The organism is Paracoccaceae bacterium Fryx2, from assembly GCA_032334235.1.
Classification (GTDB): Bacteria; Pseudomonadota; Alphaproteobacteria; order Rhodobacterales; family Rhodobacteraceae; genus JAVSGI01.
Window position 1 is genome coordinate 1943252 of sequence record JAVSGI010000005.1, and the last position, 12812, is coordinate 1956063.

Genomic DNA, 12812 nt, shown 5'->3' on the forward strand with positions numbered 1-12812 from the left:
TCAAACCATGTGAACACAAACAAGCGGGGGGTTTCACACCCCCCGCACCCCCCGTGGGGTATTTTCACCAAGAAGAAAGCGCAAAGGGTCCGGCCTCGGTGATCACCGTGTCGAGGCGTTCGTCGGTGGCATCGGTGGGGACCAGCGGGACTTCCTGCGCGTCGAAGGCGAAGCCCACTGCGAGCGTGGGGTGGCGGGCGCGCAGGGCCTGCAGGGTGCGGTCGTAGAATCCGCCGCCGTAGCCGAGGCGGAAGCCGCGCCGGTCGAAGGCCAGGAGGGGAACGATCAGCACCTGCGGGTCGAGCCAGGCTCCCTCGGCCGGGACCAGCGCGCCGAACGTGCCCGGGACCATCGGGCAGCCCGGGGTCCATTCGCGAAACCGCAGGGGTTGTGCAGGACCGGGGATCACCGGCACGCAGACCGGGCCGTCGTGGGCGGCCATGGCCTCGGCCGGGTCGATCTCGGTCCGCATCGCCATGTAGCCGGCCAGAACCTTGCCCGCATGGGGCGCCAGCCAGTCGGCCAGCAGCGCGCCCGCCTGCCCCTGCCCCGCCGCATGGGCCGTCTTGCGCGCGGCGAAGGCGGCGCGGCGGGCTTCGGCCTTGGCGTCGGCCGTCATATCAGCATCACGGCGGCAAGGCCGAGGAAGGCGAAGAAGCCCACGACATCGGTCACCGTGGTCACGAAGGTGCCCGAGGCCAGCGCCGGGTCGACGCGGGCCTTTTCCATCAGCACCGGGATCAGGATACCCGCCATGCCCGCGACAAGCATGTTGACCACCATGGCGATGCCGATCACCAGCCCCAGCATCCGGTCACCGAACCAGACCCAGCTGACGAGCCCCATCACCACCGCGAAGAACAGCCCGTTCACCAGCCCGACGATGGTTTCGCGCCGGATCACCCGCCAGACGTTCGAGCCGGTGAGGTCGCGGGTCGCAAGTGCGCGCACGGCCACCGTCAGCGACTGGGTGCCCGCGTTGCCGCCCATCGAGGCCACGATCGGCATCAGCACTGCCAGCGCCACAAGCGAGGTGATCGTGTCCGAGAACTGGGCGATGACCAGACTGGCGAGGATCGCCGTCAGCAGGTTGACGAACAGCCACGGCAGGCGCAGGCGCGTGGTTTCAAGCACCCGGTCGGAAATGGCGCTTTCGTCGCCGACCCCGGCGAGGCGCAGCATGTCTTCCTCGTGTTCCTCGTCGAGCACGTTCATCGCGTCGTCGATGGTGATCACGCCGACCAGCCGCCCGGCCGCATCGACCACCGGGCAGGAAATCAGGTGATACTGGTTGAAGATATAGGCCACGTCGGCCTCGGCATCGGTGGCCTTGACGGTGCGGAAGCTGTCTTCGACCAGATCGCGCAGCCGGGCATCGCGCCTGGCCGACAACAGGCGGCCAAGGGTCACATAGCCTTGCGGTTTCATCCGGGGGTCGACCAGGATGACATGGTAGAACTGGTCGGGCAGCCGCTCGGCCTCGTGCAGCCAGTCGGTCGCCTCGCCCACCGTCCAGTGTTCGGGGGCGACGACCACCTCGCGTTGCATCAGGCGGCCGGCCGAATATTCCGGGTAGCTCATCGCCTGTTCGACCGCGACCCGGTCGACATCCTCCAGCGCGCCGAGGATCATCGCCTGCTGCGGTTCTTCGAGGTCTTCGAGGATGTCGACGACATCATCGGTGTCCAGATCGCGGACCGCTTCGGCCAGCGTCTCGGGCGACAGGGAGTCGATCACCTCTTCGCGGATCGACTCGTCGATTTCCGACAGGATCTCGCCGTCGATCTCGCCGGACCACATGCGCAGCAGGTCGCGGCGGTCTGCGGGGCGGATCTGTTCCAGAAGGTCGGCAATGTCGGCGGCGTGCAGCGGGTCGATCAGCGCCGTCAGCCGGACGGTATCGCCCGCCTCGACCGCCGCCAGAATCGCGGCGATGCGGCGGGCGTCGAGCGCGTCGCCTTCCGTCTCGGGCAGTGTTGAGTCCGTCATTCCGCCTCCGAACAAGATGGAGCGACCTTAGCGAATGTCGTTTCAAAGCGACAGGGCCACGCGGGAAATTTACCGCAGGGGACAAAGGGCCTAGGGTGGCCGGAACGGGCAAGGGGGCGGGCATGGCGGATCTGGTTCTGGGGCAGGTGCTGTCCTTCGCGGGCGATGCGATGCGCGACGGGCCGGGGGCGGCGCGTCACATCACCCACGGCGGCGTGCTGATCGAGGGCGGGCGAATTGTGGCGGTGGGCGACGGGGCGGGCCTGCGGGCGGCGCATCCGGGCGCGCGTGTGACCGACCACGGGGCGGCGCTGATTTCGGCCGGCTTTGTCGATGCCCATGTGCATTACCCGCAGACCGCGATCATCGCCAGCTGGGGCAAGCGGCTGATCGACTGGCTGAACACCTACACCTTCCCCGAAGAGATGCGCTTTGCCGATGCGGGCTATGCCGCCGAGATTGCCGGGCGCTACCTGGATCTGACGCTGGCGCAGGGCACCACCACGGTGTGCAGCTATGCCACGATCCATCCGCAAAGCGTGGACGCGATCTTTGAGGCCGCACGGGCGCGGGGTCAGCGCATCTTTGCCGGCAAGACCTGCATGGACCGCAACGCCCCCGAGGGGCTCTGCGACACTGTGCAGTCGGCCTATGATGACAGCAAGCGCCTGCTGCGGGCGTGGCACGGGGTGGACCGGCTGTCCTATGTGATCACGCCGCGCTTTTCCCCGACCTCGACGCCCGAGCAACTGGCGGCGCTGGGGGCGCTTTGGCGCGAATATCCTGACTGCCTGATGCAGACGCATCTCAGCGAGCAGCCCGACGAGATCGCCTGGGTTCAAAGCCTGTTTCCGCAGTCGCGCGACTATCTTGACACCTACGAGGCGCAGGGCCTGCTACGTGAGGGCGCGGTTTACGGCCACGCCATCCACCTGACGCCGCGCGAACGCGACAGGCTGGCCGAGGCGGGGGCGAGCGTGGTGCATTGCCCGACCTCGAACACCTTCATCGGGTCAGGCCTGTTCGACATGGGGCTGGCAGCAAGGCTGCGGGTCGGGTTGGCCACCGACACCGGCGGCGGGTCGTCCTTTTCCATGCTGCGCACCATGGCGGCGGCCTATGAGGTGGCGCAGTTGCGCGGCCAGCCGCTGCACCCGGCGCAGCTGTGGTGGCTCGCCACGGTCGGCTCGGCACGCGCCCTGCACGCCGAACACCAGATCGGCAATCTGGCACCGGGGATCGAGGCCGATCTGGTGGTGATCGACCTCGCCTCGACCCCCGCCATCGCGCAGGCGGTGACACGGGCGGAGGATCTGTGGCAGGCGCTGTTTCCCACCATCATGATGGGCGACGACCGCGCGATCCGGTCGGTCTGGGTCGGGGGGCGGCAGGTTTTCTGAAAAGCGGGCCGGAGGGGAACGGAGTGCGCGCACGGTCGGCGGAAATCGACCCGCGGTGCCGATCAGGCATCCGTGCAGCCGGGCCGTTGATGGACGCAAGCTTGACGAGGCGCGTCTGCTGGGCGGGCGGGGCAGGCCGCCGCACGGTGCCCATGAGCATCGGGGGAACGGGCGACCGTGCAGCAGGGGTGCCCCTCGCAGCCGGTCCGAAGATCGGCGGTGACTGCCTGCCGCAGGCGCCGATCCGGTCCGTGCTGTTTCATACGTTGCATCGTGGAGTGGGCACGCCTTGCCGACGCAGGCTTGGCGACCCGACAGGTATGCCGTCAGGTCGCCGCCGGAACCCGGCGGTCCGGTTCAGTCGAAGTGGCGAGCCTCGGTTTCGGTTGGCAACCGCCCGTCCGGCGTGAAGCGGTTGACGACCTCGGGCAGCGCCGCATTCAGCCGGAGGAGCAGCTGGGCACGGGAAAGCCCGGTCTTCTGGCTGAGTTCGTCCAGCGTTTCGATGCCGATGGCAGATTCAAGCTCGCTCACGTCAAGGGGCCGGTTGGGGTTGGTCGACACCCAGCTTTCGGCGGGGCCTGCGCGGCCGCTGTCCTTGAACCGGTTCACGAGGTCGCTGAGCCCCGAGGCAAGCGTCCCGCCCGACGCTCCGGCACCGAACATCCGGCCGATCTCGGACAGAAAGCCCCCATCCTGAGAGTCGCCTGCGTGTTGCCCGTCGGGATACTGCCGGTCGGGGCTCGACCCCGGCGCCTTCTGCCGGGCATCGGCCAGCATCTCGCTGAGCCGACCACGGTTCTGGTAACCGGCAAAGGCGACCAGCCCCAGAAGGGCAAGCAGGGAGGGTGTGGATTTCGACATGAGGGAAACTCCGTTTCGATGTGCGATGAAGGATGTGCGGTTCAGGTGCGCTTGCGCACGAAGCCCCAGACCGCGAGCACGATGATGGCGCCGACCGCCGCGCCGATGAAACCAGCGCCCTGACCGGGGGCATACCAGCCCAGGCTTTGCCCGAAGTAGGTGGCAACGATCGCGCCCACGATGCCAAGGATCGTGGTCAGGACGAAGCCGGACGGTTCGTTGTCGCCCGGCATCACGAATTTTGCGATGACGCCGGCAATGAAGCCGATCACGATGGTCCAGATGATTCCCATGGCCGGGTCGCCTCTTCTGATGTGTTGAGATACGCCCTCACAACTCCGGCCCGGCGGATGGGTTCCAGGAGGCGCGGGGCGAAGATTCTCCGGGGGGTCGGCATCCGGTGGCCCGGCGAGAGAAGATCGGGACTGTATCCAGCGCAAACCCGAATATCCCGCACCCTGAAGGGCGTGGAATAGCCAGCACGGCGATGCAATCACGATGGCCGGACCCCGCCGACCTGCGGGGGGTCAAGCCGCATATCCGCCGCGGCCCAAGGCCGAGCCCCACCGCGCCGGTGCGGGGCTGTCGCCCACCCACCCTCGGCGAACGGGGCGATGGGCGCGCACTTTGGCTGCGCCGGGACGGTCGGCCGGGATTGCCGCGGCGGCAGGCGGTCGCCCTCGGCCCCATTGTCGCGCGCGGCCCCGTGGGGCTTTTGTCCGGTCGCAGGCCGGAAGTTGGCGGATGCAATGCGAAACTCTGCACGGGCTGGGTTGCCCCCCGGCGTCAGGTCCGGCGGTGACGATGGTCTTGCGGCCGATCACACCCGGCGTGACGGCGCGCCCGGCAAGGTGGGGGGCGGGATTGCCCGCCCCCCGGCCTGGTGGGCAGGGTCAGACCAGGATAACGTCCGACCCGGACAGGCTGAAATCGCCTGCGCCGAACACGCCGGTCAATTGCACCGACAGATCGAACCCCGCAGTCGCATCGAGGCCAAGGCGCAGCGTCGTCACCCCGCCCGACACGCTCAGGTCCATCTGGCCCGCCAGCAGCGTGCTGCCGTTGCCGACACCCATGTTGCCGACCAGGGAAACGCCGTTCATCCGCAGCACGTCGCCTGCCTCGGCATCGGTGATGGTGTCGACGCCCGACGACCAGACCGACGAGAACACGAAGACATCGACCCCCGCGCCCCCCGTCAGCAGATCGTTGCCCGCGCCGCCGTCGAGCAGGTCGATACCGGCCCCGCCGTTCAGCGTGTCATTGCCGCCAAAGCCGTAAAGGCGGTCATTGTTGGCGCTGCCCGTGAAGTTCAGCATCTCGATGTTGACGAAATCGGCCACATAATCCCCGGATGTCGATTGTGCCCTGGTCCAGCCGTTGCCGTAGTAGGACATCCTGACGCCGGATTCGGCCAGGCTGGCATCCAGGGTCAGCGTATCGGTCCCGGCGCCGCCATCTGCGACCTCGATGTAGCCGCGGCCAAGGTTGATGGTATCGTTGCCTTCATTGGTGCGAATATCGTCGTTGCCGGTTCCCCGCGACAGGTCGATCACGTCATCAAGGCTGCCGGTGGAAAGCCGGACCGACTCGATTCCCTTCAGCGTGGTGCCGGTGCCGGTCACGGTGCCGTTGCCGATTGCCGAAAGGGTCAGGGTGACCGCACTGATCAGGCTGGTGTAGTCGGCAATCCAGGTATCGGAACCGGCCCCGCCGATGATCACGTCGGCACCGCGATAGCCATTCAGCATGTCATTGCCGCTGCCACCCGACAGCGTGTCCGACAGCGCCCCGCCGTTCAGCACGTCATTGCCGCTGCCGCCGGTCAGGGCAAACCGCTCGAAGTTGACGTAATCGACCTGGGCACTGCCGTCCGCCATGGCATAGCGATACCAGCCGTTGCCGACGTAGGGGTTGGTGACATCCGAGACCGCCGATGCGTAGTTGACGACCAGCAGGTCGTCCCCCAGCCCGCCATTCATCGTGTCGATACCCAAGCCGCCATTGACGGTATCGTTGCCGTCGGTAGTGCTGACCCAGTCATTCAGCGCAAAGCCCGCGGTGCTGATGGAATCGCGCCCGCCGCCGGTGGTCAGCGTCACCGACTCGATGCCGGTGACCGACAGCCCGATCCTTCCAAGCTGAGCCTTGGTCTGGCTGGCCGTGGCGTCGAACACCGCCGCACCCAGCGCCGTCAGGTTGGCCTCCCAGGAATCGTTGCCCGCACCCCCGGCGATCAGGCCCTTGCCTTCGCCGGAAAAGAGCGCGTCGTTGCCATCACCGCCGATCAGGGTATCGAGGCCGGTGCCGCCCACGAGCGTGTCATTCCCGGCGCCGCCGGTCAGCACGAATTCCTCGAAGCCGACGAAATCCAGCGTGTCCCCGCTTGCCGACGAAAAGCGATACCAGCCGTTGCCGACATAGGAATGGGCGATGCTGAAGTGGTCGTCGACAATGCCGCTCCAGTCCATCACCAGCCGGTCGCGGCCGTCGCCGCCGTTGGCCGAGTCTACGCCGCGCCCGGTGGTCACGATGTCGTTGTTGGCCCCGGTCGAGAAGGTGTCGTCATAGACCCCGGCCAGCGCGGTCACGGTGTCCTTCGCGCCGCCGCCAGTGTAGCGCAGTTGTTCGATGCCCGACAGAACGGCGCCGGTGTTGGCTGTCTGGGTCACGAGGTTGACCACCGAGGTCGATCCGCGCGCCGAGGTGTCGACCCGCCAGGTGTCGATGCCATCACCGCCAGCGACGGTGTCGCTGCCCGCGCCGCCGTCAAGGAAGTCGTCGCCATTGCCGCCGTCGAGCAGGTCGTTCAGCCCGCCGCCGCCCAGCCAGTCGTTGCTGGCCCCGCCGATCAGCTGGTAGGCCTCGAACCCGACGAAATCCAGTTGGTCGCCGCTGACGGAGGCATAGCGATACCAGCCGTTGCCGACGTAGGACAGGGCGATGCCCTGGTTCGGGCCGGTGATCGACGACCAGTCCATCCTCAGCGTGTCGGTTCCGGCGCCGCCGTTGGCCACATCCCGGCCGCGCCCGGCGGCCACAAAGTCGTCGCCATCGCCGGTGCTGATGGTGTCATTGCCGCGGAACGCCTCGGTGTTGATCTGGTCGAAGCCCGCGCCGGTGGTCAGCGAAACAGACTCGATGCTGCGGATGCGGGCACCGGTCGCTGCGATTCCGGCAAAACCGGTCTGAAGCAGCGTAAGCTGCACCGAGGCGGTGACGCTGCTGTAATTCGCCGTCCAGTGATCATTCCCCGCGCCGCCGTCGATCGTGTCGGCCCCCAGGCCGCCTGCCAGCGTGTCGCCGCCGTTGCCGCCCATCAGACTGTCGGCCATGTTGCCACCGGCAAGGTAATCGTTCCCGGAACCGCCGGTCAGCTGAAACCGTTCGAAGCCGTAGAAAGTAAAGCTGCTGAAAAGATCATCCGTGAAACGGTAAAAGCCGTCGCCCGCATAGTCATAGCGGATATCGGAAGTCAGAGACCCGTAATTCAGAATGAGGGTGTCCGTTCCACCCTCGCCGTTTACCCTGTAATTCCCTGTCGGGGTGACGGTGACGATGTCATCGCCAGCACCGGTCGGTAAACCAAAGATCGCCATATTGCCCTCCTTGCACTTGTCGGCGTGCCGACCCGAGCCACGTTCGCAAAATGGCGGTTTCGGCCGCAAACGCATGATTGCGCCCACAAAATTGCCGCACCTTGATCTGCATCAGATTGACGATGGCATTTGGACGCAGGGCCTTGAACGGCAGGACCGCACAGGCAGAGCGGGCTCAGGCGCCGATCAACCGGCGGGCAAGGCCGGTCTGCCGGGCGATGGCCCGCGGCAGGTCGATGGTGGTGATCTGCCCGCCCGCCACCACCTGCCGCCCCTCGCCGAACAGGTCGCGCACCCGTGTCGGCCCGCAAAGCACCAGTGCCGCGACCTGATCCCACGCCCCCGCCGCCTCGATGCCCGAGACACCCCAGATCGCCAGATCGGCGCGCTTGCCGGGCTCCAGCGCACCGCAATCGGGCCGCCCCAGCACGCGCGCGCCGCCAAGGGTGGCAATCTCCAGCGCCTCGCGCGCGGCCATCGCGTCGGCCCCACGCGCCACGCGCTGCAACAAGAGCGCCTGCCTGGTTTCCAGCAGCAGATTGCCCGCATCATTGCTGGCCGAGCCATCGACCCCCAGCCCGACCTTGACCCCGGCATCGCGCATGGCCCGCACCGGGGCGATACCGGAACCGAGACGGCAGTTGGAACAGGGGCAATGCGCCACCCCGGTGCCCGAGCGGGCGAACAGGCCGATCTCGGCGGCGTCGAGTTTCACGCAATGCGCGTGCCACACGTCGGCGCCGGTCCAGCCCAGATCCTCGGCATACTGGCCGGGGCGGCAGCCGAAGCGGGCCAGCGAATACGCCACATCCTCGTCATTCTCGGCCAGATGGGTGTGCAGCATCACGCCCTTGTCGCGCGCGAGCAGCGCCGCCTCGCGCATCAGGTCGCGGCTGACCGAAAAGGGCGAACAGGGGGCAATGCCCACGCGCAGCATCGCCCCCTCGGCCGGGTCGTGGAAGGCGTCGATCACCCGGATGCTGTCGGCCAGAATGGCGGATTCGGTTTCCACCAGCGCATCGGGCGGCAGGCCACCGGCAGTTTCACCGATGCTCATCGCGGCGCGTGTCGGGTGGAAGCGCAGCCCGACCTCCTGCGCCGCCGCGATGGTGTCATCCAGCCGCGCGCCGTTGGGGTAGAGGTAAAGGTGATCCGAGGTCAGGGTGCAGCCCGAAAGCGCCAGCTCTGCCAGACCGATCTGGGCTGAAACGAACATCTCCTCGGGGCCAAAGCGCGCCCAGATCGGGTAGAGCGTTTTCAGCCAGCCGAACAGCAAGGCGTCCTGCCCGCCGGGCACCACCCTTGTCAGCGTCTGGGAAAGGTGGTGATGGGTGTTCACCAGCCCCGGCGTCACCACGCAGCCCTGCGCAATGATCACCCGGCCGGTGGTCGTCAGCCCCTGCCCGACCGCCACGATCACCCCGCCGCGGATCAGCACGTCGCCGCCCGCAATCTCGCGTCGGCCTTCGTCCATCGTCACCACGGCGGCGGCGCCGCGGATCAGGGTTTCGGCCGGATCAGCCACGGTCAGCCCGGCGACACGCCGCGCAGCTTTTCCGACCGCCGCCGCAGGATTTCCACCATCGCCAGCAGCCCGACCGAAACGATCACCAGAATCGTCGCCACCGACAGGATCGCGGGGCTGATCGACTCGCGGATGCCGTTCCACATCTGGCGCGGGATGGTCTGCTGGTCATGCGCCGCGACGAACAGCACCACCACCACCTCGTCGAACGAGGTGACAAAGGCAAAAAGCGCGCCCGACACCACGCCCGGCAGGATCAGCGGCAGGGTGATCTTGAAGAACGAGGTCGCGGGCGACGCGCCCAGCGAGGCCGCCGCCCGGCTGAGCGAGCGGTCGAAGCCGATCAGGGTGGCGGTGACGGTGATGATGACGAAGGGGATGCCCAGCGTGGCATGGGCCAGAATGACGCCGATATAGGTGCCGGTCATCGGCTTGCAGCCGACGTTGCCCACCGCCCAGTCGAGCGTGGCGCAGGGGTTCGAATAGAAGAAGAAAAGCCCCGTCGCTGTGATGATGATCGGCACGATCATCGGCGAGATCAGCACCGCCATCACGGCCCGCCGGTAGGGCATTTCCGGCCGCGCCAGCCCCAGCGCCGCGATGGTGCCGAGCACGGTGGCAACCAGCGTCGAGAAGATGCCGATGATCAGCGAATTCTTCGCCGCCCGGATCCAGGCAGAATTGGCCCAGGCATCCGCCCACCAGCCGCTGTTGCGCACCCCGTCGGGGGCCGACATGCCGTTGGTCAGCAGAAGGTCATACCAGCGCAGCGAATAGCCGGTGGGGTCGAGCGCCAGCATCTTCTGGGTGAAGGTGAAATAGGGCTCGGCGTTGAAGCTGAGCGGGATCACGATCAGGATCGGCGCGATCAGGAACAGGAAGATCAGGGCGCAGATCGCGAGATAGGTGTAGTGCCAGAGCTTCTCGAGCGGCGAGGCATAGCTGGGAAGGGCCATCGGCGGTCACTCCTCTTGGGGAAGGCCGGGGGCGCTGCCCCCGGACCCCCGGGATATTTGCGAACAGAAGAAGGGCAAGGGGTCAGCCCAGCTTCAGGTTGTCGATGCCGACGAGGCGGTCGTAGAGCCAGTAGAGCAGCAGCACGCAGCCCAGAAGAAGCGCGGCGAGCGCGGCGGCGAGCGACCAGTTCAGGCTGTCCTGCATGTGGAAGGCGATCAGGTTCGAGATCAGCTGGCCCGTGGCGCCACCGACCAGCGCGGGCGTGATGTAGTAGCCCACCCCGAGGATGAACACGAGCAACGCGCCGGCCCCGATGCCCGGCAGGGTTTGCGGCAGGTAGATGCGGCGGAACGCTGTCCAGCTTGAGGCGCCGAGGCTGCGGGCGGCGCGAACGTAGGAGGGCGGGATCGGCCGCATCACCGAATAGAGCGGCAGGATCATGAATGGCAACAGGATATGGGTCATCGCGATGATGGTGCCCAGCTGGTTGTAGATCATCTGGATGCGGGTCTGGTCGGTCAGGATGCCGGTCGCGACAAGGGTGTTGTTCACCACGCCCTGGCTTTGCAGCAGCACGATCCAGGACGTGGTCCGCACCAGCAGCGAGGTCCAGAACGGCAGCAGCACCAGGATCATCAGCAGGTTGGAATAGCGCAGCGGCAGGGTGGCCAAGAGGTGCGCGATCGGAAAGCCGAGCACGAGGCAGAGCACCGTGATCAGGCCCGCGATCACGAAGGTGCGGACGAACAGCATGACGTAGACGCGGCGTTCCTCGGGGGCGCGGATGATGCTGCCATCCTCGGCGCGGGCCAGATCGAGGGCGGCGAGGAAGAAGTTCGGCGAATAGGCGCGCCCGACCTGGCGCATGGTGGACCAGAGTGCCGGGTCGCCCCATTTCGCATCGGCCGCCAGCAGGGCCTCGCGGTAGGGTGGCGTGAAATCCTTTGCCTTGCGGCCGGTCGAGGTGAACAGCGACCGGGTGCCGGACATTTCGTAGTTCACCCTGGTGCCGACAACGCCGATGGTCTTGGCCGCGGCGGAGGCGGTGATGTCGGCGGCGAGGGCTGCGAACGCGGCCTCGTCGGGGGCGCCGGCGTTCTGGCCGAACCATTCGGTCAATTGCGGCATGTTCTTCGAGAAGCCGTCATTGAAGACAGACCGGTGCAGCATCTGGCCGATCGGCAGGATGAAGGTCAGGAGCACGAAACCGAGAAGCGGCAGCACCAGGAGGAAGGCCCGGCGGCGGGCCTTGCCCTGTGCCCGCGTCAGGGCCGATTTCAGCGGGCGACCATCGGCGGTTGTAAGCCCGGGGCTGAGGGCGGTGGTGTCGGCCATCATGCGTCCTTCGGTCGGGAGGGGAAGGGGCGCGGAGGACATGCCCCCGCGCCCGGCGTCAGGTCAGTTAGAGGCCAGCCAGGCGTTGAACCGTTCGTTCAGCTCGCTGTCGCGGTCGACCCAGAATTCGTAGGAGGAGGCGAGCGCATTGGTCAGGTTGGCTTCCGAGGTCGGCATGTGCGGCGCCATCTCGGTCTTGCCGTCCTGGTAGAGGCCGACCAGCGCGCCCGAGGATTTGCGGGCCGGGCCGTAGCTGATCCACTTGGCCTGATCGGCCAGCGCCTGGGTCGAGGTCGAGAACTTGAGGAATTCGACCGCGGCTTCCATGTTCGGGGCGCCTTTCGGGATCACGAACAGGTCGTATTCATAGACCTGGCCATCCCAGACCACCTCGAACGGCTTGCTTTCAGACACGGCGGCGGCAAAGATCCGGCCGTTGTAGGCGGTGGTCATGGCAACCTCGCCATCGGCCAGCAGCTGCGGCGGCTGGGCGCCGGCTTCCCACCAGACGACATCCTTCTTGATGGTGTCGAGCTTGGCAAAGGCCCGCGCCACGCCTTCCTCGGTTTCCAGCAGGGCATAGACCTCGGCGGCGGGCACGCCATCGGCCATCAGCGCCATTTCAAGGTTGGCCTTCGCGCGCTTGCCCAGGCCGCGCTTGCCGGGGAACTTGGCGGTGTCGAACAGGTCGGCGATCGTCGAGGGCTTCTCGCCCGGAAACTTCGACGCGTCGTAGGCAAAGACGGTCGAGAACACGATGGTCGCCACCGCGCATTCGGTCACGGCGCCGGGCAGGAAATCTTCGGACGCCGGGGTGCCATCGGGGGCCGGGGGCAGCGCGGCCACGTCGACCGGTTCCAGCAGACCCTCGTCGCAGAGGCGGATCGCGTCGGCATATTCGACATCGGCCACGTCGACCGTCACGTTGCCCGCCTCGACCATCGCCTTGATCGGGGTGGCCGGGTTGTCGGCGTCGATCGACACCACGGTGATGCCGGTCGCAGCGGTGAAGGGCTTGTGGTAGGCTTCGACCTGGCTGATGGTGTAGGCTCCCCCCCAGGACATGACGTTCACATCCGCCTGCGCCGAGAAGGCGACGGCCGTCAGCGCGGTGGAAAGGATAAGCGTCTTCTTCATTCGGTG

The 12812-nt window shown here is 67.0% G+C and carries 10 protein-coding genes; 1 reads left to right on the plus strand and 9 read right to left on the minus strand.

Annotated elements, in window-relative coordinates:
• Positions 1 to 64: 64 nt before the first annotated feature.
• Together RNZ50_18675 and mgtE are read right to left on the minus strand one after the other, a co-directional pair.
• Positions 65 to 619 (minus strand): 5-formyltetrahydrofolate cyclo-ligase, encoded by a 555-nt coding sequence (locus RNZ50_18675; protein ID MDT8857019.1) that lies wholly within the window; start codon positions 617 to 619, stop codon positions 65 to 67.
• Positions 616 to 1989 carry a magnesium transporter gene (mgtE, locus tag RNZ50_18680; protein ID MDT8857020.1) on the minus strand — a complete coding sequence of 458 codons (1374 nt, stop codon included), beginning with the start codon at positions 1987 to 1989 and terminating at the stop codon, positions 616 to 618. The genes RNZ50_18675 and mgtE overlap by 4 nt, the downstream gene beginning before the upstream one ends.
• A 122-nt stretch (positions 1990 to 2111) precedes the next feature.
• On the opposite strand from mgtE, the gene guaD reads away from it, so the two are divergent.
• Entirely contained in the window at positions 2112 to 3389 is a 1278-nt protein-coding gene (gene guaD / locus RNZ50_18685; protein MDT8857021.1) for a guanine deaminase, read from the plus strand.
• 357 nt (positions 3390 to 3746) lie between these two features.
• On the opposite strand, the gene RNZ50_18690 is transcribed toward guaD, so the two are convergent.
• From RNZ50_18690 to RNZ50_18720, 7 genes are all read right to left on the minus strand, one after another.
• Positions 3747 to 4253: a YidB family protein gene (locus RNZ50_18690; GenBank protein ID MDT8857022.1), complete on the minus strand. Its 507-nt coding sequence runs from the start codon at positions 4251 to 4253 to the stop codon at positions 3747 to 3749.
• A 41-nt stretch (positions 4254 to 4294) separates the two neighbouring features.
• Positions 4295 to 4546, minus strand: coding sequence for a GlsB/YeaQ/YmgE family stress response membrane protein (locus RNZ50_18695; GenBank protein ID MDT8857023.1), 252 nt, complete (start codon positions 4544 to 4546; stop codon positions 4295 to 4297).
• Between the two features lie 600 nt (positions 4547 to 5146).
• A complete protein-coding gene (locus RNZ50_18700; protein MDT8857024.1) occupies positions 5147 to 7852 on the minus strand; it encodes a hypothetical protein in 2706 nt (901 codons plus the stop codon).
• 175 nt (positions 7853 to 8027) lie between these two features.
• Complete coding sequence (locus RNZ50_18705) at positions 8028 to 9377, minus strand: 8-oxoguanine deaminase (protein ID MDT8857025.1); 1350 nt, start codon at positions 9375 to 9377, stop codon at positions 8028 to 8030.
• 2 nt (positions 9378 to 9379) lie between these two features.
• Complete coding sequence (locus RNZ50_18710; GenBank protein ID MDT8857026.1) at positions 9380 to 10333, minus strand: ABC transporter permease; 954 nt, start codon at positions 10331 to 10333, stop codon at positions 9380 to 9382.
• 82 nt (positions 10334 to 10415) lie between these two features.
• Positions 10416 to 11669 carry an ABC transporter permease gene (locus RNZ50_18715; GenBank protein ID MDT8857027.1) on the minus strand — a complete coding sequence of 418 codons (1254 nt, stop codon included), beginning with the start codon at positions 11667 to 11669 and terminating at the stop codon, positions 10416 to 10418.
• Positions 11670 to 11732: 63 nt separating this feature from the next.
• Complete coding sequence (locus RNZ50_18720; GenBank protein ID MDT8857028.1) at positions 11733 to 12806, minus strand: ABC transporter substrate-binding protein; 1074 nt, start codon at positions 12804 to 12806, stop codon at positions 11733 to 11735.
• Positions 12807 to 12812: the final 6 nt, after the last annotated feature.

Coding starts and splice junctions, on each gene's coding strand:
- RNZ50_18720 (MDT8857028.1), bottom strand. CDS start 12,806: ATGAAGAAGACGCTTATCCTTTCCACCGCGCTGACGGCCGTCGCCTTC.
- guaD (MDT8857021.1), top strand. CDS start 2,112: ATGGCGGATCTGGTTCTGGGGCAGGTGCTGTCCTTCGCGGGCGATGCG.
- RNZ50_18675 (MDT8857019.1), bottom strand. CDS start 619: ATGACGGCCGACGCCAAGGCCGAAGCCCGCCGCGCCGCCTTCGCCGCG.
- RNZ50_18715 (MDT8857027.1), bottom strand. CDS start 11,669: ATGGCCGACACCACCGCCCTCAGCCCCGGGCTTACAACCGCCGATGGT.
- RNZ50_18710 (MDT8857026.1), bottom strand. CDS start 10,333: ATGGCCCTTCCCAGCTATGCCTCGCCGCTCGAGAAGCTCTGGCACTAC.
- RNZ50_18695 (MDT8857023.1), bottom strand. CDS start 4,546: ATGGGAATCATCTGGACCATCGTGATCGGCTTCATTGCCGGCGTCATC.
- RNZ50_18690 (MDT8857022.1), bottom strand. CDS start 4,253: ATGTCGAAATCCACACCCTCCCTGCTTGCCCTTCTGGGGCTGGTCGCC.
- RNZ50_18700 (MDT8857024.1), bottom strand. CDS start 7,852: ATGGCGATCTTTGGTTTACCGACCGGTGCTGGCGATGACATCGTCACC.
- mgtE (MDT8857020.1), bottom strand. CDS start 1,989: ATGACGGACTCAACACTGCCCGAGACGGAAGGCGACGCGCTCGACGCC.